The sequence below is a fragment of the Streptomyces sp. SID14436 genome (assembly GCF_010548465.1).
Classification (GTDB): Bacteria; Actinomycetota; Actinomycetes; order Streptomycetales; family Streptomycetaceae; genus Streptomyces.
Genome location: NZ_JAAGMD010000531.1, coordinates 65,200 through 84,760 on the forward strand (window position 1 = coordinate 65,200; position 19,561 = coordinate 84,760).

Below are 19,561 nucleotides of genomic sequence, written 5' to 3' on the forward strand. Positions count from 1 at the left end.
TCGTGCGCCCCGATCGTTCCATTGGCCCCATGTGTGGGACACCATTTCTCCCGAAAGGCATTGGATCGTGCGGTTATTCAGGGAGATCAGTGATCAAGGTCAGCATCGTGGTGCCCGTGTACAACGGGGGCCCCTATCTCGACCTCTGTGCCCCGTCTCTGCTCCGCCAGAGCATCGGCGCGGACGCCTACGAGATCATCTACGTCGACGACGGCTCCACCGACGACTCTGCGCAGCGCCTGGACCGGCTGGCCGCCGAGCACCGCCACGTGCGCGTGATCCACCAGGAGAACTCCGGGTGGCCCGGGAAGCCCCGCAACGTCGGGGTACGGGTGGCGCGCGGCGAGTACGTCCAGTTCGTGGACCAGGACGACGAACTGACCCCGCAGGCTCTCGAACGCCTCCACGACCTCGCGGTCCGCAACAACTCCGACATCGTCATGGGCAAGGTCGCCGGCACGATGCAGGGCCCCAGCAACGTCTTCAAGCGCACGGTCGAGCAGTGCACGGTCGAGGACGCGCCCCTCTTCGAGAGCCTCACCCCGCACAAGATGTTCCGCCGCGACTTCCTCCTCGGACACGGCATCGAGTTCCCCGAGGGACCCGTCCGCCTGGAGGACCAGCTCTTCATGGCCCGGGCCTACGTACGCGCCAAGACCGTCTCGATCCTCGCCGGTCCCCCCTGCTACCTGTGGAACCGCCGTGAGGACGGCGGCAACACCAGCAGCCGCGCCACCACCCCCGAGGACTACTACGGCCATCTGCGGAACGTCGTCGACGCCGTGAAGGAGGTCATCCCGCCCGGGCCGCTCCAGGACCACCTGCTCCGCCGCTCCTACCGCGTCGAGCTGCTCCGCCCGGTCATCGAGCCCCGAGTCCTGAAGCGCACCGGCCGCGATCTGGAGCGGTACTTCACCGTGGTGCGCCGCCTGGCGCGCGAGAGCTTCCCGCCGGGCGTCCGGGACGGCCTGCCCGCGATCAGCCGGCTCCGGGCGCACCTGCTGGAGGAGGGCCGCCTGGACTCCCTGATCGACCTGGCCCGCAGAACGGCGGACGTGAAGCCGCAGGTCACCGTGGACGAGATCCGCTGGCGGGACGGCAGACTCCACCTCAAGGTCACGGCCGGCATGATCCGCCCCGACGGCGGGCCCCTCACCCTCGTCGAGCGCTACGGCCGCCTCCACCTCGACCCCGACCTGCTGGCCGGCATCCACGGAGCCGAGGACTGGGAGGTCCCGCACCCGCTCGGACACGCCCACGGTGACCTCCTGCTCCACGACACGGCTCGCAACCAGTGGTGGTTCCTGGAGGGTGACCTGACGGCCCGCACCGAGCCCGTCGGGCCGGGACGCCACCGTGTGGTCGTCACCGGCGAGACGGTCCTCGACCCCGGGACCGTGGCGAACGGCGAGGCGCTGCCACCGGGCACCTACACGGTGTGGTGCAGCGCCCAACTGCTCGGCGTCGGCCGCCGCGCACGCATCACCCGGGGGGCCTCCGCCTCGCCCGCACAGCCAGGGTCCCTCCTGGTGCCGGGGCCGACGGCGGACGGGACGCAGCCCCGCCTCGTCATCCCCGACTGGGGCGGCCCGTCCGGTCAACTGCGACTGTCGGTCGGCCTGGCCGGCCGCACCACGCTCCCCCAGCGCGTCCTCCAGCGCACCTCGGCCGCTCCCCTCCTCCGCAGCGCTGCCCGCACCCTCCTCCGCCGACTTCCGCCGGGGGCGCGCCGCAAGGCCAGGGCCCTGGCACGGAAGGCGGACCGGTGGAGCAAGGCCGGGAAGGTGTGAGGTCCCGAAGGCCGAGGAGTGCACAGGGGCCGGGACGTGGGGCAGGGGGAACTGCGGGCGGCGCCTCCCGTGGCCGGCCGGGGCGACGCCGCCCCCGGCACGTCAACTGAGCACCCCACCCGAACGGATGAATCCTGACGGTCCGCTGGAGTGGGGCGGGGCTCCGTCGTCAGAGTGGTGGTGCGTACGGGTGGCCGCAGGGGCCGGAGTTGCCAGGTGGGGCCGGGTGGCGGCCGGAGGGGCCTGCGGGCCGGGCTCCCGGCGCTGGCGGGCGGACCGGGACCTGGTTCGGTTCACGCGGACGAGGGTGTGGGGGCGGCCCGCTGGAGGGTTCGGAGCCGGTCCCGGGCGCTCCCGTTCGTGCCGGGTTGCCGGTGCCGGGGCCGCGTACCGTGAGCGAACCGCTGTGCCGTGTCCGGTGCGGTGAGGCGGGGTGGGGCTGGACGCGGAGCGCGGGAGGAAGGGCAGGATGGCGGAGGTCGCTGCGAACGAGCCGGACGAGCGGGTCCTCGGCCGGCGGTGGACGGTGCGTCTGGACCCGGCCGGCCGGGACAGTGCGGTGGTGCGGGTCTCGTGCAGTCGCCCCGCCTGCGCCGAGCAGCGCCTGCCGTCGATGGCCGCCGGCCGGGCCGCCGCGGTCGCCCACCTGAAGGCCCACCTCCGTGCGGCCTCCAAGCCGAGGGAGGGCACCTACTGCGCGTGCCGCTCCGAGAGCTGCCGGATGCACGTCCGGAGCGCCGACCGGCAGGACCGGGGCGCGCCCTGGCGGTGCGGCGGGGCGGTCGTGCTGGCCGTGATCGCCGACCGCGAAGGGCGTTGGTGGCAGGCGTGGGAGTGCTGCTCGCGCTGTGCTGCCGCGACACCCGGGGCCCAGGTCGTCGACACCGCGCGGGCGGGTGGGCGCGCGGGTGAGGCTCCCCCGCCTCCTGCCGACCGCCCCGCGCCGTCGCCCGTCGGCGTGCCCCAGTTCTCCGATCGTCCCTCGTCCGCGGCCCGTTCGCGTGCGGTGCCTCCGCCCCGCTCCGCGCCCGCGCGACGTCGTCCGCCGCTGGGCAGGATCGCGCAGCGTTTCGTGCCGCACGATCTGCAGCCGGTCGTGCTGCGGGACGAACTCGTCGAACTGGGAAGCCAGTTCCGTGAGTACCAGCAGCGGCCCGAGCCCGACCTGGCCCTGCTCGCCGGCCTGCACGAGCGGAAGGCTCGCGCCTTCGCCGCCTGGGCCGACGTCACCGGCGACATCAACCTGCGGCTGGAGGCCCGGCGGGCGGAGCAGGCCGCCGCCACGGCCCGCATGCAGCACCTGCAGCGCACCGGTCAGTGCGCGGACGACGGCACGCCGGCGGTGGCCCGCCTGCTGACCTCGCCGACGCAGTGGGAGCACGCCCGCTCGGTGCTCGCCCACGTCGCCGACCACAGTCCGCTGCCGGGCCCCGATGCCCGGCTGCTGGTGATCATGCTGACGCTGCGCACCGCGCACACCGGAACCGGCAACCTCGTCGGGCAGGACGTCAACGCGCTGAACCTGGACGAGCCGGAGGAACTCATCGGCCGGCTGACGGGCTGCGGCTGGCTGAGCATGCCCGGTACCGTCGACGACCTGCTCGCCTCCCGGCCCGAGAGTCCCACACCCATCACCGTGCCGAGTCTGCGACCCCGGGAGGACGGGTCCGGCCCCTTCTCGTTCGGCAGGAAGGTGCGGCCGAAGCTCAGCGGCTGGGCGCAGCGAGTCGTCCTCGACAAGAAGCTCCGCAAGGCCAAGGCGACTTCGGCCGTCCGGCTGCTCGCCCTGCAACTGGCGACCCGGACCGACGCGTCGGGGCGCCTCGGCGGGGACCAAGAGGGCATCCCCCTCGACGTGCTCGCCGCCTGGGTGCCGACGGACTCCGCCGCACTGCAGCCGATGCTGGACCAGCTGACCCGGGCCGACTGGCTCACCGACGCCACTCTCGGCCCCACCCACCTCAGCGGTCAACTCAGCGAGCGCGTCCTGCCGTTCAGCTGCCCCCTCGTCTGACTCCCGGGGCGCGCCCGTGGTGGGGGCGCGCTCCCGTCAGGGCGTGGGGAGCTCGACGTCGACCGAGCCGCAGCCGATGCGTTCCGTCTCGGCCTTGACGTAACCGGGCAGCAGATCCTTGACGAAGTCGGCGCCGTCGGTGCGGTCCGCGGTCTCCACGGTCATGACCACCTCACCCGTCTGGCATTCGACGCGGTAGACGGCGCGGTTCGGGCTGATCACTCCATGTCCCCGCGTCCCGTCCACCGAGGCACCGCCGCTGCGCAGCTGCAGGCTGTAGATCCCGGTGACGGTCGGGTCGACGACCGTGGACATCCGTACGCGCGAGCGATAGTCCTGGCCCGCGTCGCAGGTGCGGGCCGCTCCGCCGTCGCCGCCGACGCGGCTGGTCTCCAGCCACTTCCGGTACCGGGCGGGGAGTTCGAGGCCCTTCACGCCGCAGAAGGAGTCCGGCCGCAGGTCGCCCCACGTGGGCAGGTCGGGCAGCTTCCCGGGGGCCGCGTAGGTTCCCGTGCAGCCGAGGTCACGCATGACGCCGTTGGTCGCGTCGACGATCACGCGGGCCATGGCAGCACGGTCCCTGCGGTCGAAGTCGAACTGGGAGTCGAAGTCGTGTTCGCCCAGCGCCACGTCGACCACGGTGGCGCCTCCCATCCTGCCCGGCCGCCCCACGCAGCTCTGGGGCAGGGCGAGCCATGCGCGGGACGCCGACACCATGCCCGGCAGGTCGCCCAGTGCGACCATGCGGCTGGAGAGGAATTCGGCCGGCCACGTATGGCCGTCCTTGCCGTACAGACCGTCGAGCTGGTGCACCTTCACGATGGCCTGCCGGCGTGCCCGCTCGCCTTCGTAGCTGGTGATCCGGCACTGCCCGTACGAGAGCGACGCCACGCGCGGGTCTCGGCGCAGCTCCTGCTCCTCGGCCTTCAGCCGGCGGTCACCGAAGAGTGCGGAGACGCTGCCCTTGCTGAGGGAGTCCCAGCACGGGTCGGACGTCGCCAGGGGCAGTGTGCCGGTGCGCCAGGCCACGGTTCCCGCGCCCAGCAGCACGCCGACGAGGCCGGCCGCGGTGGCGGCGACCGCGGTGCGGTGGCCGAGAACCCGGCGTATCCATGACCGTCGGGGTGCGATGCCGCCGGGTGCGGGAGGTGTCGTCCGGGAGGGGGCGGGCGCGCCGGGCCCGTCCTCGCCGGCGGGCGCGGCGGCCGGGACGGCCTCGTTGCCGTTCCCGTTTCCGTCGGCGTTCCCGTTCCCGTTGGCGTTGCCGTTGCCGTTGCCGTTCGCCTCGCCGGGAGTGTTCTGGTTGTCGTTGCCCTCGGTGGTCACGCCTTGCCCTCTGTTCTGCATCCGATGCGGTTGCCCACGGACGCGACGAAGTTCCTGAACGACCGCTTCACCGCGGCCAGGTCGACCGCGGCCGCACCCTGCACGTGCCCGTAGAACACCGTCTCCCGGCCGTCGCACGTGGCGCGGACCAGGCCGTGACGTTCACCCTCCGGCAGTCCGCCGAACAGGGCGGTCATCCGCGGCGAGCTCGTCATGACGTACTGCGCCACAGGCTCGCCCTCGCCTCCGGGGGTGGGGCGCCAGACGAGCGAACAGGTCTGCAGCCGGTCGGTCACCGCGCCCACCTGCTCCTGGTAGCGCACCGTGCTGTCCCGGTCCCCCAGATCGAAGCGCACGCCCGGGATGCGGCAGAGCGGGTCGCCCAGACTCTCGCTGTCTTCCGCGATGGTGACGAACGGGGACGAGTTGCTCAGGGGTGTCTCGGGTGCGCAACCTACGTTCCGCATCGTCGAGTTGGCGATGTCCAGCAGCAGGCGGGTGGTGTCGGCATACGTGCCGATGGAGAAGGGCATGGCTTTCCTGCCCGCGGATCCGTCTCCCCAGCTCTCCCCCCGGAGCGTCACCACCGACGGTGTGCCGTCGACGTCGCACTCCTCGGGCAGCACGAGCATGCCCCGGTGACCGCCCACCATGCCGACGAGCCCGTCGGGCAACGGCGCGGCCGATCCGTGGAAGTGCTGCGCCAGCCAGTCGTGCCGCCCGGCCTTCGCCGCCGGGAGCGGGCCGACCTGGACCGTGACCTTCTCACTGAAGCGCACCGCGTCCTGCGAGGTGTCGTCACCGTCGCCCGAGGTCACCTCGACCCAGCAGGACCCGCGCGGGTGCCCGGCGGACGGCGTGGCGGTCTCCCTGCTCTTCCGGTGGGAGCCGGGCTCGTCCAGTTTCCCGTCGTCGAGGAACGACGGGCCGCTGTTCGCCTCCCACGCGCCCCAGCAGTAACTGTCGCGGAACGGCCCGCTGTCCGTGGCGTACAGACCGAGACCGGTTGCCAGCAGCGCGGCGGCCAGTGTTCCGCCCATGACGGCGAGGCGCTTCCGAGCGCCGGTACCCACGATGTTCCCCCAGTGAAACCGCGAAGTCAGAGCAAGCACGGTGATGTTACGTGGCGGCCGGTGACGGGTTCGATGCGGGGTGAGACGGGTGCGGTCCCCCGCTCGGGCGGGCGCGTGTCCCCTACCTGACGGCCCGTACGGTGCCGGCCCCTGCCCCGCTCCCGTCCGTGGTCGCGGGTCATGGGCCCCCGGGCCGGGCGAAGCCCGGTCAGGCCGGCTCCGGCCGTCCGCCTGCCCCGGCCGCCTTCCTCAGTGCCTCGGCCGTGACCGCGTCGGCCGGGAAGAACGTCTCGATGGCGATCTCGTCCAGGGTCACGTCCCGGGGCGAGCCGAACACCGTGGTGGTGTAGAGGAACGCGAGATCACCGTCGTCCGACGCCAGCAGCAGCGGAACGGCGAGATCGTTGCGCGGCTCCTCCTCGGCCGGTGCCCCGGGTACGGGGTAGGACTCCAGCTCGGTCAGGAGGTCCGCGAGGCCCTCGGCCGCCGTGCGGGCGAGCTGGCGGCGGATGCGCCGCAGTACGTGGGCGCGCCACTGGGCGAGGTTCCGGATGCGCGGCGCCAGACCGTCCGGATGCAGCGTGGCGCGCAGGACGTTGACGGGCGGGGCGAGGAGCGAGGCAGGCAGGCCGGTGAAGAAGGCCGTCGCGGCCCGGTTCGCGGACAGCAGCTCCCAGCGCACGTTGACGGCGAGCGCCGGGCTGGGTTCGTGGCCGGCGAGCACGGCCCGGACGATCTGCCGGGCGGCACCGAGATCGTCCAGCGGCCGCTCGGGGTGGACGGGTGCGAAGCCCGCCGCGAGGTGGAAGGCGTTGCGTTCCCGCAGCGGCACGTCCAGCTCGTCGCAGAGGCGCTCGATCATCTGCCGGCTCGGGACGGCACGCCCGGTCTCGATGCAGCTCAGGTGCCGGGTGGACAGGTTCGCCGCCAGCGCCACGTCCATCTGTGACCGGCTGCGGCGGTCCCGCCAACGCCGTACGAGCACTCCGACCGGTTCCGAGGTGACCATGCTTCGAGGCTCTCCCATGAGGTGTCCGGCGGCAATGACCTCACAGGTCATCGACACCGGACGGCGGCCCGCCGCACAGTCGGGACATGGACCGCGCAGGCCGTCGGACCTTCACCCGGACGGCGGCGCACGAGCACCTCACGGAGGGACATCAGCCATGACGAGCACCACCGAAACCGTCGCACCGGCCACCGACCGGTGCGAGGAGAACCTGGACCGCTACCTGCGGTTCTGGAACACCTCGCCGGACGACGAGGGAGCCGGCCAGGCGGCTGACGTCTTCGGGGAGGAGGTCCGCTACACCGCACCGGTCGGCGTCCTCGCCGGGCGGCAGGCGCTGATCGGCTTCCGCCGGCAGTTCGTGCAGCACATGGGGAGCGTCGCGTTCCGGGCGCGCAGGGAGCCGGAGATCCACCACGGTCACGCCCGGCTGCTGTGGCGGCTCGACGTCCGCGGTGAGCAGTTCGCCACGGGCACCGACGTCCTCGCCTTCGACCGTGACGGCCGCATCGGCACGGTCACCGCCTTCCTGGACGAGGCGCCGGAGGGCTTCGACCCGCATGCCCACGCGTAGGCCGGCGCCCGGTGGACGGGGAGCGGTGCCGGTAGGCGCACGGCCGGTGGCCGGGCGGGCGCCTACCGACAGGTCGGGTCGTGTCCCGGCCGCCGCTCCCGCCGGGCGCCTACCGGCAGGTCGGATCGTCGATCGCCGACACGGTGTACGGCGGCTCCCCGGGCGGATCGTCCAGCTGGCTGTTGACGACGTACAGCCGGCAGCCGTGCCGGGCGAGGGTGGTGGGCAGGTCGAAGGTACCGGGAGCCGTAGGAGGATGCCGTCGGCCGGGGCCGCGTCATTTCCCTCGCGTGCCGGGGCGGGCGGGCCCGGCGCGGGGGTGACCGCGGCGGTCCGGCGGTGGTGCTGGACAATCGTCACCGTTCGATGGGGAAGTTCCACGGTGAGGTGTCTGCGGTGACGGTCGCGACGACGGGCGGATTCGATGCGCGCTGCCTGGACGAGGTGGTGCCCGCCGCCGCCGAGGATCAGGGATTCTCCGGTACGGTCCGGGTCACGCGGCGGGGGGAGCCGGTGTACACCGGTGCGTTCGGGATGGCGTCGCGACGGTGGGGGGTGCCCAACACCGTCGACACGGCCTTCCGCGTGGCGTCGGTGTCCAAGACGTTCACCGCGGTGGCGGTCCTCCAGCTCGTTGAGCGCGGGCTGGTCCGTCTGGACGATCCGCTCGTGGACTTCGTGCGGGACCACATGCCCGCACTCGATCCGCGCGTCACCGTGCGCCATGCGCTGACCATGACGTCGGGGATCGGCGACTGGTTCGAGGAGGGCAGCGACGACTGGGAGGCCGAGTGGGCCGCCCTGACCGCGTCCCACCCGCTGCATCTGCTGCGCGGCGACCGGGACTACGTGCCGCTGTTCGCCGGCAAGCCGCCCCACTTCCCGCCCGGGGAGCGCCATCTCTACAACGGCGCCGGTTACATCCTGCTCGGGCTGCTCGTCGAATCGGTGACCGGCCGGCCCTCCACCGAGGTCGTCGCCGACGAGGTCTTCGCGCGGGCCGGGATGACCTCGGCCGGCTTCCCCGCCCTCGACGAGCCGGGGCCGGGTGTCGCCGAGGGCTACCTCACCGCCGCCGACGGCCCGTCCCCGTACCGGACGAACCACTACGCGACCACGCCCCACGCCGCGGCCGACGGCGGGGCGACCTGCAGCGCCGCCGATCTGACCGCCTTCGCCCACGCGCTGCGGCACGGGCGGCTGCTGGGCGAGGAGCTGACGTCCCTCGCGCTGACGCCGCAGGTCGACGAACGCGAGGAGAGGGTGCGGGGCTACCGCTGGATGTACGGCTTCGGTCTCACCCACCTCCTCGACGCCGAGGGGACCGTGGTGCGCTGGGGCCACACCGGCGAGGAGGACGGCGCCAGTGCCCGGCTGTACCACTACCCGTGGCACGACCTGGACGTCGCCGTGCTCGGCAACGTCAGCTGGTGCGCGGGCGCGATGGGGTGGGCGCTGCACGACGCGGTCGTCGGCGCCTGAGACGTGGGGCCGGGGGGACCGATGCCGCGCCGGGCCTTGAGCTTGTCGATCAGGCGGGGTCTTCCACGCTGTCAGCCGCTCTAGTGATCCTCGCAGGATTCCCGTAGGGCGCGGACCATGATGTCGTGCGTTTCCACCCCGTCGTTCCTGGTGACGGCAAGAATGCTCCGTCCGAGCCGGTTCGGGTCGTCCACGCGCACCAGGGCGATGTTCTGTGGGACGACCGGGGCGAGGAGTCCCGGGACGACGCAGACGCCGAGACCGGCGGCGACGAGTCCGAATCGGCTGTGCCAGGCCCGCGCGCGGAAGGCGATGACCGGCTCGGTCAGTGTGGGCCAGGCGCCGAACTGCGGTTCGTCACCGGCGCCCTTGCCCACGATCCACGGCGCGTGGGCGAGTTCGCGCACCGGGACGGGTCCTTCCATCGCGGCGAGCGGGTGCCCGCGCGGCACGCCCACCAGCAGTTCGCCGCCCGGCAGCGGGGTGATCCGCAGCCCCTCCAGGGCCGGCTGTGGCAGGCCGGGCCCGGAGGCCACGACCGCGACGTCCAGCCGCTCGGCGACGACCTGGTGCACGAGCCGGGGCGAGGACGCCTCGGTGAGCGCGAACGTCAGCCTGGGCTGCTGCTCCAGTGCTCTGGCCAGTGCGAAGGGGAGCAGAGCGGCACTCGCGGCGGGGAAGGCCCCCACCCGGACCCGCACCTGAGGTCCGGAGGCCAGCTCGTCGAGTCGTTCGTCCAGCCGGTCAAGGCTGGCGAGGGTCTCGGTGGCGAACCGGGCGACGATCTCCCCCGCGGGAGTCGTCCTGACGCCGCGGGCACCGCGCACGAAGAGAGGCTGCCCCGCGGCTTTCTCGGCGGCCGAGACCTGGCGGGATACGGCGGGCTGCGAGTAGCCGAGCGTGCGCGCCGCGCCGCTTAGGGACCCGTGCGCGGCCACCGCGCGCACGACGCGAAGAGCGGTGACGCTGAGTTCGGGCATGGCCGCATCGTAGCCGCCCGGGGCCATGCAAGGACGTTATGTGAGCCGACCGCTCCTTGCATATGGCGCAGGGCCGGAAAAAGGCTTTCAGGGCCTACCGTGGAAAGCGGCGACCATGCCGACATCCCTGAAAGGGCTCTTCTCATGCGCGAGTTCATATCCCCTGATGACCATCGTTACGACGAGCGGGCCCGCGCCCTGGTGCGGATCGGCCGGGAGGCGATCGCCGTGGCTGACAACGAGAAACTGGACGCCTACTTCGCGGACGACTTCGTTTTCCACGGTCCTGACGGCGACATGACGTACCCGCAGCTCCGTTCCTTCTTCGCGGCCATGCGTGCCGCATTCGAGGGATTCGCATGCGAGCGGCGCACCATTGTCAGCGAGGGTGAGTACATCGGTTCGCGCACCTGTATGTCGGGGCGTTTCACCGCGCCCTTCGAGGCGTCCCCGTTCGGCACGATCGCGCCGACGGGGGAGCCGATGCGACTCGAACTGATCAACCTCTTCCGCTACCACGAGAACGGCCGGCTGGCCGAGGAATGGGTCCAGTACGACAACATCGGTTTCCTGCGTCAGCTCGGCGTCGACCTCACCGAGGGGCGCTGACCGACACTTCGGCGGCCGTCCCGCCGCTCGGGTTGCTCAGCCCTGGGCGGCCGGGACGGACAGGAAGTCGCGGATCTCCCGCACCACGCGGTCGGGGTCGTCTTCCATGAGGAAGTGGCCCGCGCCGGGGACGACGACGAGTTGCGCGCCGGGGATGTCGCCGCTGAGCCGCTTCGCGTAGTGGAGGGGCTGCCACTGGTCCTCCTCGCCCCAGACGATGCGCACGGGCATGGTCAGGCGGTCGAACCGGTCGCTGATCTCCTGCGTGTACCGGGAGTCGTAGTGGCGTACCTGGTGCTCGAAGAAGGAGGCACGGCCGAGCGGGGACCGGTGGGGTTCCAGGTAGGCCCGCAGGACGTCGCCCGTCATGCATGCGGGGTCGGCGACGGCCATGGTGAGCTGCCGGGTCAGCAGGGCGTCGAAGTCCTCCTGCGACATCGCGGCCGCCTCGTCCAGCTGTTCGTCGATGATCTTCTGCCAGGTCGGGGACGGCCAGGAGTCGTAGCTGACCGCGTCCATGATCATCAATCGGCGGACCCGCTCGGGGCGGGCGATGGCGAAGCGCAGGCCGATGGCGCCGCCGATGTCGTGCGCGACGATGTTGACCTGCTCCAGGCCGAGCGTGTCCAGCAGGTGTTCCAGGAGGTCGGTCTGGGCGGCGACGGAGGTGTCGCGGTCCGCCGGCCGCTCGGACCGGCCGTATCCCAGCAGGTCGTAGGTGATGACGCGGAGTCCGCTCGCCTCGATGTGGGGGACGACGTCGCGCCACTCGTAGGAGTGGGAGGGCGTGCCGTGGATGAAGATCACGGGCTCGCCTCGGCCACGGTCCCGGTAGGCCAGACGCACTCCGTCGACGACGAGGCTGTCGGTCAGGACGGTCATGGTGCCTTCCTCAGGTTGCTGACGTTCGGACGGGGCACGGGCCGTGATCGCGGGCGACCACCTCTCGCACCGATATTAGGTAGACTAGTCTACCTAGCGAAGCGAGGCGAGGGATGAGCGACAGCGGACACGGACCGAGCGGGGGACGGCGGCGGCCGGCGCGGGAGCGCATCCTGGCCGCGGCGGCACGACGCTTCTACAGCGACGGCATCACGGCGACCGGGATCGACACGATCACCGCCGAGGCCGGCGTCGCCAAGATGAGCCTGTACAACAACTTCGCGTCCAAGGCGGAGCTCGTACGGGCCTATCTGGAGGCCCGGCACACGGCATGGCTCGCGCGCTATCAGGCCCGCCTCGGGCCCGGGCAGGATCCGCGCGACCGCATCCTGACCGTCTTCGACACGTACATCGACAGCACCGCGCCGGCCGACGACCTGGACTTCCGTGGCTGCGCCCTGCTCAACGCCGCGGCGGAGATGCCCGTCGGGAACGAGACCCGGGCCCTGGTGGGCCGGCAGAAGGCGGAGGTGGAAGGCATCATGGCGGACCACCTCGCGGAGTTGCTGCCCGGGCGTCCCGACACGGTGCGGACCACGGCGGAGCACCTGTCGTATCTGCTGGAGGGGGCCATGACCCGGGCCGGTCTGGAGGGTGACAGCCGGTGCCTGCGGCAGGCCCGCGCCCTGGCCGCGGACCTGCTCGACCGGTTGTGAACCCTGGTCCCGCTCCGTGCTTGACCGGCCCCCCGGCCCCGGCGATGATCCGCAGCGCCGCTCACTCACAGGAAGGTCCGACGGCGTGACGCATGCGTACGACGTGAAGCGCGCCCTGCCGGAGTGCTACGCGCCCAGGAACACGGACTGGGAGCTCGTCGACATTCCCGAACTCCGTTTCCTCGACGTCGACGGGCGCGGCGACCCGAACACGGCCCCGGCGTACCGGGAGGCCGTGGAGGCGCTCTATCCGGTGGCCTACACGGTCAAATTCGCGAGCAGGAAGGAACTCGGCAGGGATTTCGTCGTGGGCCCCCTCGAAGGGCTGTGGTGGGCGGACTCCATGGACGATTTCCTGGCCCGCCGCAAGGACAACTGGCAGTGGACGCTGCTCATCAACCTGCCCGACTGGGTGCCCGACCTCCTGGTCGACGAGGCCCGGCGCGCCGCTCTGACGAAGAAGAAGCGCACGGCCATCGAGTCGGTGCGGACGGAGACCCTGCACGAGGGCCTGAGCGCGCAGGTCCTCCACATCGGTTCCTACGACGACGAGACCCCTGCCCTCACCAGGCTGCACGGCGAATATCTCCCGGCCCACGGGCTCCGGGAGACGGGCCTGCATCACGAGATCTATCTGAGCGATCCCCGCAGGACGCGGCCCGACCGGCTGAGGACGATCCTGCGGCAGCCCGTGGAAAGCGGTCCCGATTCCCGGTGACGGACGGTCGGCGCCGGGCGGGACGGCCCGTGCGGGCGCCGCGGGGACGGGGCGGAATGCGGCGACGACCGCGCGCCCGCGGTTCACGGAATTCGCCGGGTGCCGGGGCTATGGTCGCGCCATGCGTCAGATGCCGTCGGCCGACATGGTCAGCCTCATCTCCTTTCTCGCCGTGTTGCTGATCTTCTTCAGCATCGACGTGCGCTCCAGGAATTCCGACGATTCCAAGCCGTGGCACGCACGCCTTTTCGAATGGGCCTCACGGGTGGGGGGAATCGCCACGGCTCTCGCCCTGTCCCTGGGATGGGTGGACCTCTTCCTTCCGGATGAACGGGACCCGATCCACGTGGTGTTCGTGGCCGTTCCCGGGTCCGTGGCGGTGCTGTGTGCCATCGTGCTGGGCCTGGAGATGCTGTGGCAGCGCTGGCAGCCCTCCTAGAGCCGGCCCGCACCGCGCCCCGGCCCGGACGATACGCGACCCGCCCATGACCCGCCCACAAGGAGCCCCACGGCAATGAACGCACGCACGGGCAAGGTGATCTGCAACCTCACGGTCTCGGTCGACGGGTACGCGGCCGGCCTCCACCAGACCGAGGACCGCCCGTTCGGCGACGACGGCGCCGACGGCACAGGCGCCCTGCTGCACGCCTGGATGTTCGACACGCCGGAGGAGAACCGTGCCGAGGTCGAACAGATGACGGAGGCCGGGGCGTTCCTGATGGGCCGCAACATGTTCGGCCCCGTGCGCGGTGCCTGGGACCGGCCGTGGAACGGCTGGTGGGGCGACGATCCGCCGTTCCACGCCCCGGTGTTCGTCCTCACCCACCACCCACGCGACCCGCAGCCGATGGACGGCGGCACCACCTTCCACTTCGTCACGGACGGCATCCGGTCCGCACTGGAACGCGCGCTTGCGGCGGCCGGTGACGGCGACGTCTCGATCATGGGCGGCGCGACCACCGCCAACCAGTACCTGGCCGCCGGTCTGGTCGACGAACTGCGCCTGCACATCGCGCCGTTCACGCTCGGCGCCGGCACCCGGCTGTTCGACGGCGTGCCGGGGATGAGGCTGGAGCAGCTGCGGGTGCGGTCGGCGAGCCTGGTCACCCACGTGACCTATCGCGTGGTGCGCTGACGCGACTGCCATAGGGGTGGGCCGCATCCGGTGGAGCACCGGACGCGGCAGACTCCCCGGAGGGACACCACACCGGTGTCACCCGGTGATCGGCGAGACCGCGACACAGCCGGCCGACGACACGTCCTCGGCGCCGGACTTCTCGGCCAACGTCCTGCCCCGGTACACGATCCTGCACGTGAGCCGCCCCGAGCCGGCGTCGGGTTCGACCAGCACGGGCAGGACGGTGGGTGCCTCGATGCCGCGCAGCTTCACCGTCTTCCTCCACGGCAGCGCCGGGTCGTCCACCGTCTCGAACTCCGGGTCGCTCGCGTCTCCACCGCCCGCGTTGAACTCGATGAAGTCGGCCTTCTCGCCCGTCACTTCGTAGGTGACCTCGTACACCTCGTCGATCTGCCGGTCGACTTCCCGGATCACTTCGTCGTCGGCCTTCTCGGCGGCCTTTTCGGCGGCCTCGTCACCGATCCCGGAGCAGGCGGCGAGGCCCAGCACGACTCCGGCCGTGACGAGGGCGGTCGTGCAGGTACGACGTACGGACTTCATGATGTGACCCCCTGACCCCCCGTTCGGACAAGCCCGCGCATCATAGGATCTGCGGCATGGGGCTGCGACCCGTGCAGGTGAACGTCAAGGCGGTGGACGCCCGGGCCGTCGGCCGCTTCTGGGCGGAGGCACTCGGATGGAGTGCCTACGACGCCGGTGCGACGACCTACGTCGGCCCGGGCGGCGGCCTCGTGTGGCCCGACCCGGTGGGCCTCGGCATCGACGTCGTCCCCGTGGCGGAGCCCAAGCCGGCGGTGAAGAACCGTGTGCACCTCGACCTGGCGACCACCTCGGCCGCGCATCAGGCGTCGCTGGTCGCACGTCTGCGGGGTCTCGGTGCGACCCCCGTGCGGGTGGGCCGGGGCAGCGTGCCCTGGCAGGTCCTCGCCGATCCCGAGGGCAACGAGTTCTGCGTCCTGGAGCCGCGGGAGGTCTACCGGGACACCGGGCCGGTCGCCGCAGTCGTGGTCGACTGCGCCGAGCCGCGCGCCATGGCCCGCTTCTGGGGCGGGGCCCTGGACTGGACACCGCACGACGTGACCGACGACTGGGCGGTGTTCCGGTCGCCCACGGACACCGGTCCGTACCTGGAGTTCCTCCGCACACCGGACCGGAAGACCGCGCCGGACCGTGTCCATCTCGACCTGCTGCCGCGCCCCGGGGAGGACACCGCCACCGAGGTGGCCCGTCTGCGTGCCCTCGGGGCCACCGACCTCGACGTCGGTCAGAGTGACGTCCCGTGGACGTGCCTGTCGGATCCCGAGGGCCACGAGTTCTGCGTCCTCGCGGCGCACTGAGCCCCCACCGCTTTCCCCCGGCACCCGGTCGCCCGCTCGACGGCCCGGCGACGTACCGCACCCGACCACAGTGGTCATCATGGTCTTCAGCGCCCTCGGCCGGGCGTCCACGGCGTCGCGGGAGAGGAAAGGGAAGATCATGGAACTGTTTCCGCCGATCCCGCTCGCCGAGTGGCGGGACACCAAGGAGACTCTCCACCGGTTCGCCCAGGTCATCGGCAAGATCCGGCTCGCGGCGAGCGTCCAGCGGAACCACTGGTGGAACGTCCCCTTCCGGCTCACCGGGCGGGGCACCACCACCTCCCCCATGGGGCAGGTGGACGGCAACCCGATCTTCCCCATCGACTTCGACTTCGTCGCACACCGGCTGGTCGTGTCGGCCCTCGACGGCCGGGAGGTCTCGTTCCCCCTCGCCGGCCGGTCCGTGGCGTCGTTCTACGCGGCGGTCATGGAGGCGCTGGACGCGCTGGGCGTCCGGACCCGGCCCGCACTGCCCCGGCCGTTCGACCTGCCGGACTCGGGCCGGCCGTTCGCCGACGACACGGAGCACGCCACCTACGATCCCGCGCACGCCAACCGCTACTGGCGGGTCCTCAGCCAAGTGGCTTCCGTCCTGGAAGAGTTCGCGGCGGGGTACTCGGGGAAGGTCAGTCCGGTGCACCACTTCTGGCACACCTTCGACCTCGCCCACACCCGCTTCTCCGAACGTCGTGTCCAGCAACCCGAGGGGGCGGACGCGGTCACGCGGGAGGCCTACTCCCGGGAAGTGATCAGCTTCGGTTTCTGGTTCGGGGACGACACCTTCCCGGAGCCCGCCTTCTACGCGTACACGGCGCCCGAGCCCGCGGGCCTGGCCGACGCGCCGCTGGAGCCGCCGGCGGCCCGGTGGGTCCCGCGCGGCAGCAGCCACCTGGCCGTCCTGCGCTACGACGACGTCCGTACCGAGAGCGACCGGCGCGCCGCCGTCCTCGCCTTCTACGAGAGTGCCTACCTGGCGGGTGCGCGCCGCGCGGGCTGGGACGTCGACGGGCTGGCCTGCCCCGGCGGCGTCACCGATCCCGTCCTGCGGCCGTAGCAGCGCGGCGGGGCCGGGCCCTCACCGGCCGACGGGCCCGGCGCAGCCCAGGGACAGGTGGGCCGCAGGCGGGCTCGCGCCGACGGGTCGTCAAGAAGTTGAACATGTATACGAGATGGGGTCCTGCGCGGTGCCGGTCGTCCATACACTGCGATCATGAACCTTGACGTCACGCCGTCCGAGGCCCCGGCCGACGGCGCTCTCGATCCTGCCCTCTTCGCGACCATGTCCACCATGCGGGCCATGCGGCGGCTCCGGCCCGACCCGGTGCCCGACGACCTCCTGGACCAGCTGATACAGGCGGCGGTGTGGGGCCCCAGCGGCGGCAACATGCAGCGCTACGAGTACGTCGTCGTCACCGACCCGGCGGTGATGGCCGAGCTGGCGCCGCTGTGGAAGCGCTGCGTGGACGCCTACCTGGCGACGACCGGCAAGTACGCCCCCGCCGGCATGGACGAGGCCGCGTACGGGCGCATGGTGGCGGCCATCGAGTACCAGCGCGACCACTTCGCCGAGACCCCCGCGCTGATCATCCCGTGCTACCGGTTCCCGGAGCCGAGGCTGGAGCCGGAGGGACTCCAGCGGTACGCGGAGGAGCTGGGGCCCGACGCCACCGCGCGCATGGGGCGGATCCAGGAGCGTTTCAACGCCCTCGCTGAGGGGTCCTGCGTCTATCCCGGTGTGCAGAACCTGCTGCTCGCCGCGCGCGGGCTGGGTCTGGCGGCCAACATCACCATCTGGCACCTGATGCTGGAGGACGAGTGGAAGGCCGCCCTCGGCATTCCCGGGGACATGAACACCTTCGCGGCGATCCCGGTGGGATGGCCGCGCGGCAGGTTCGGCCCGGTCAGCCGTCGTCCGGTGGCCGAGGTCGTGCACCGCAACCGCTGGCAGGACGGCTGACGTACGGACCCTGTCCCCGGGGCGGGGCCCCATGACCCGTCCCGGGGACGGGGGGGCGGCGCGGGCGGGAGGCGGCCGGCATCACGCCTCTCACGCCCGCGGTGTCCGCCGCTCCGGGTCAGCTCGTCCGGGCCCCGCCGTCCGCGGTGCCGCCCCCTCCGGTGGCGACCCCGCCGCTCGGCCTGGGGTCGGCGAACGGCGGCGTGTCCTGGCGGCACGTCGTTCCGGCCGGGGGAAGGACACCGTCGACGAGGTAGCGGCTCTCGTACGCGTCGGCGCAGCCGCTGGGGTTGAGCAGGGTCGTGTGGCCGTTGCCCTCGACGGTGAGGAGCCGGGCGTCGGCCAGGTGCTCGACCATGGCCTCGGCGGCCTGATGGGGCGTGGACGGGTCGTGGGTGACACCGATGACCAGGAGGGGGTGGGCGGTCGGCGTGTCCCAGGGGCCGCGGTAGGAGTCGGCGGCGGTCGCCGGCCAGGCGGTGCAGCCGAAGGTGGCCCAGATCCAGTGACGTCCGACGTCGCCCGCACGCGCGGCGCTCTCCTCCTCCAGGTCGTGGTAGACGCCGGGGTCGCGCGGGTTGGGGCTGTCGCCGCACAGCACGGCGGTGCTCTGCTCCTCGCCCGTGTACGGGTTCGGGTTCTTCACCGGGGGCGGGGGCGGGAACGCGGACGGCTGCGGCTCACGGCCCTGCGACAGTTCCTGCAGGACGCGGGCGACCTCCGTCCACCCGGGGTGCACCACGTAGAACCCGCTGACCATGGCACTGACCGTGCGGGCGTAGGTCCAGGGGCCGATCGGCCGGTCGCGGAGCCGCTCCATCAGCCGGTCGTACTTGGCCCGGGTGGCCTCCGGGCTGCCGGCCGAGAAGGCGCAGTGGGCGGTGGTCGTGGACCCGCACCGGGTCAGGAACTGGTCCAGGACGCCTGCCGCGCTGACGTCCGAGCCCAGGCGCGTGAAGCTGGTGCTCCGGGCAGCGTCGGCGGAGCCGTTGTTCGTCCAGGCCGAGGGGTTCCAGTCGCTGTCGAGGACCATCGCGCGGACCTTGCCGGGGAACAGGTTGGCGTAGGTGGCGCCCAGGTACGTGCCGTAGGAGTTGCCCCGGTAGGTGAGCTGCTCGTCGCCGACCGCGCGCCGGAGCAGGTCCAGGTCCCGGGCGGTGTCGGCGGTCGATACGTGGCGCAGGAGTTCGGCGTCGCGTTTCTCGCAGTTGCGGGCCAGTTCCTCGTAGGCGGCGGTCCAGGCCGTGCGCTCCTTCGCCCCGACCGGGAAGCCGGCCGCCTTGGTCTCCTCCCAGGCGGCTGCCTCCTCGGGGCTGCCGAAGCAGTTCACGGCGGTGCTGTTGCCGATCCCGCGGGGGTCCCAGCTGACGATGTCGAAACGCTCCCGGACCTCGTGGGGGAACGCCTCGTAGTTCTGCGGCATCTGCACGGTGCCGGGCCCGCCGGGTCCGCCGGGGTTGAAGAAGAGGGTGCCGATGCGCCGGCCGGGGTCGGTCGCCTCGCGTTTGACGACGGCGAGTTCGATGGTGCGGCCGGTGGGGTTGCTGTGGTCCAGCGGCACCTCGGCCGTCGCGCAGTCGAACGGGCTGCCCGCGACGCAGGGCTGCCAGTCCAGCTCCGGGACGGGCACGTCGGGCGTCGGACCGCCCCCGGCGGCGGCGAAGTCCGGGCCGGACAGGGTGACGGAGCAGGCCACCACTGCGGCGACGACCGCGGCGCGGCCACGGCGGCCCGCGGTCGCTCTGGATATGTGCATGCCTTGTCCTTCCACGAGGGGGCCGGACGCCCTGCTGCGGCTGCGCGGACGTCGGCGGCGCATTCGTGTCCACCCCACAGGCACGCCGTGCGACCGGCGAGCCGGCCGGAGCCGAATGGCCCACGCCCGGCGGGTGCGCCCCGTCCGGCGGCTCCCCGCCGGACGGCTGGGCCGGGTCC

Annotated in this window: 19 protein-coding genes; 12 read left to right on the forward strand and 7 right to left on the reverse strand. The window is 72.3% G+C overall.

Annotation, left to right across the window (positions count from 1 at the left end):
• The first annotated feature begins 89 nt into the window (after positions 1-89).
• Both G3I53_RS18400 and G3I53_RS18405 read left to right on the forward strand, forming a co-directional pair.
• Positions 90-1,790 (forward strand): glycosyltransferase, encoded by a 1,701-nt coding sequence (locus G3I53_RS18400; RefSeq protein WP_343239531.1) that lies wholly within the window; start codon positions 90-92, stop codon positions 1,788-1,790.
• A 469-nt stretch (positions 1,791-2,259) separates the two neighbouring features.
• Positions 2,260-3,804, forward strand: a complete 1,545-nt coding sequence (locus G3I53_RS18405) for a hypothetical protein (RefSeq protein ID WP_164438561.1) — start codon at positions 2,260-2,262, stop codon at positions 3,802-3,804.
• A 36-nt stretch (positions 3,805-3,840) separates the two neighbouring features.
• Here G3I53_RS18405 and G3I53_RS18410 read toward each other — a convergent pair whose 3' ends face one another.
• The 3 genes from G3I53_RS18410 to G3I53_RS18420 form a co-directional block, all read right to left on the reverse strand.
• Positions 3,841-5,130 carry a hypothetical protein gene (locus G3I53_RS18410; RefSeq protein ID WP_164338622.1) on the reverse strand — a complete coding sequence of 430 codons (1,290 nt, stop codon included), beginning with the start codon at positions 5,128-5,130 and terminating at the stop codon, positions 3,841-3,843.
• Entirely contained in the window at positions 5,127-6,170 is a 1,044-nt protein-coding gene (locus G3I53_RS18415) for a hypothetical protein (RefSeq protein ID WP_203592679.1), read from the reverse strand. Before G3I53_RS18415 ends, G3I53_RS18410 begins: the two co-directional genes overlap by 4 nt.
• Positions 6,171-6,411: 241 nt before the next feature.
• Positions 6,412-7,212, reverse strand: coding sequence for a helix-turn-helix transcriptional regulator (locus tag G3I53_RS18420; RefSeq protein ID WP_164338620.1), 801 nt, complete (start codon positions 7,210-7,212; stop codon positions 6,412-6,414).
• Positions 7,213-7,369: 157 nt separating this feature from the next.
• On the opposite strand from G3I53_RS18420, the gene G3I53_RS18425 reads away from it, so the two are divergent.
• Together G3I53_RS18425 and G3I53_RS18430 are read left to right on the forward strand one after the other, a co-directional pair.
• The gene (locus tag G3I53_RS18425) at positions 7,370-7,786 is read left to right on the forward strand and encodes an isomerase (RefSeq protein WP_164338619.1); all 417 of its coding nucleotides are present in this window, start codon (positions 7,370-7,372) and stop codon (positions 7,784-7,786) included.
• A 396-nt stretch (positions 7,787-8,182) separates the two neighbouring features.
• Positions 8,183-9,268: a serine hydrolase domain-containing protein gene (locus G3I53_RS18430; RefSeq protein WP_203592676.1), complete on the forward strand. Its 1,086-nt coding sequence runs from the start codon at positions 8,183-8,185 to the stop codon at positions 9,266-9,268.
• 80 nt (positions 9,269-9,348) lie between these two features.
• Here G3I53_RS18430 and G3I53_RS18435 read toward each other — a convergent pair whose 3' ends face one another.
• Positions 9,349-10,248: a LysR family transcriptional regulator gene (locus G3I53_RS18435; RefSeq protein WP_164338617.1), complete on the reverse strand. Its 900-nt coding sequence runs from the start codon at positions 10,246-10,248 to the stop codon at positions 9,349-9,351.
• 144 nt (positions 10,249-10,392) lie between these two features.
• Between G3I53_RS18435 and G3I53_RS18440 the strand changes: the two genes are divergently transcribed.
• Positions 10,393-10,857 carry an ester cyclase gene (locus tag G3I53_RS18440; RefSeq protein WP_164338616.1) on the forward strand — a complete coding sequence of 155 codons (465 nt, stop codon included), beginning with the start codon at positions 10,393-10,395 and terminating at the stop codon, positions 10,855-10,857.
• Between the two features lie 36 nt (positions 10,858-10,893).
• Here the strand turns inward: G3I53_RS18440 and G3I53_RS18445 are convergent, their stop codons facing one another.
• On the reverse strand, positions 10,894-11,739 hold the full coding sequence (locus G3I53_RS18445) for an alpha/beta hydrolase (protein WP_164338615.1): 846 nt from the start codon (positions 11,737-11,739) through the stop codon (positions 10,894-10,896).
• A gap of 113 nt (positions 11,740-11,852) precedes the next feature.
• On the opposite strand from G3I53_RS18445, the gene G3I53_RS18450 reads away from it, so the two are divergent.
• The 4 genes from G3I53_RS18450 to G3I53_RS18465 all read left to right on the forward strand — a co-directional run bounded on the left by G3I53_RS18450 (position 11,853) and on the right by G3I53_RS18465 (position 14,308).
• Positions 11,853-12,455, forward strand: a complete 603-nt coding sequence (locus G3I53_RS18450) for a TetR/AcrR family transcriptional regulator (RefSeq protein WP_164338614.1) — start codon at positions 11,853-11,855, stop codon at positions 12,453-12,455.
• A gap of 85 nt (positions 12,456-12,540) precedes the next feature.
• Positions 12,541-13,173, forward strand: a complete 633-nt coding sequence (locus G3I53_RS18455; protein WP_164338613.1) for a GyrI-like domain-containing protein — start codon at positions 12,541-12,543, stop codon at positions 13,171-13,173.
• A 121-nt stretch (positions 13,174-13,294) separates the two neighbouring features.
• Entirely contained in the window at positions 13,295-13,612 is a 318-nt protein-coding gene (locus G3I53_RS18460) for a hypothetical protein (RefSeq protein WP_164338612.1), read from the forward strand.
• 75 nt (positions 13,613-13,687) lie between these two features.
• A complete protein-coding gene (locus G3I53_RS18465) occupies positions 13,688-14,308 on the forward strand; it encodes a dihydrofolate reductase family protein (protein WP_164338611.1) in 621 nt (206 codons plus the stop codon).
• Between the two features lie 78 nt (positions 14,309-14,386).
• On the opposite strand, the gene G3I53_RS18470 is transcribed toward G3I53_RS18465, so the two are convergent.
• Entirely contained in the window at positions 14,387-14,851 is a 465-nt protein-coding gene (locus tag G3I53_RS18470) for a hypothetical protein (protein ID WP_164338610.1), read from the reverse strand.
• Positions 14,852-14,907: 56 nt separating this feature from the next.
• On the opposite strand from G3I53_RS18470, the gene G3I53_RS18475 reads away from it, so the two are divergent.
• The 3 genes from G3I53_RS18475 (at position 14,908) to G3I53_RS18485 (ending at position 17,626) form a co-directional block, all read left to right on the forward strand.
• Positions 14,908-15,648, forward strand: a complete 741-nt coding sequence (locus G3I53_RS18475) for a VOC family protein (protein WP_164338609.1) — start codon at positions 14,908-14,910, stop codon at positions 15,646-15,648.
• Positions 15,649-15,787: 139 nt separating this feature from the next.
• Positions 15,788-16,723, forward strand: a complete 936-nt coding sequence (locus G3I53_RS18480; RefSeq protein WP_164438563.1) for a DUF5996 family protein — start codon at positions 15,788-15,790, stop codon at positions 16,721-16,723.
• A gap of 156 nt (positions 16,724-16,879) precedes the next feature.
• Positions 16,880-17,626, forward strand: a complete 747-nt coding sequence (locus G3I53_RS18485) for a nitroreductase family protein (RefSeq protein WP_164338166.1) — start codon at positions 16,880-16,882, stop codon at positions 17,624-17,626.
• A 118-nt stretch (positions 17,627-17,744) separates the two neighbouring features.
• On the opposite strand, the gene G3I53_RS18490 is transcribed toward G3I53_RS18485, so the two are convergent.
• Positions 17,745-19,382 carry an alpha/beta hydrolase gene (locus tag G3I53_RS18490; protein ID WP_164338167.1) on the reverse strand — a complete coding sequence of 546 codons (1,638 nt, stop codon included), beginning with the start codon at positions 19,380-19,382 and terminating at the stop codon, positions 17,745-17,747.
• Positions 19,383-19,561 lie beyond the last annotated feature (179 nt).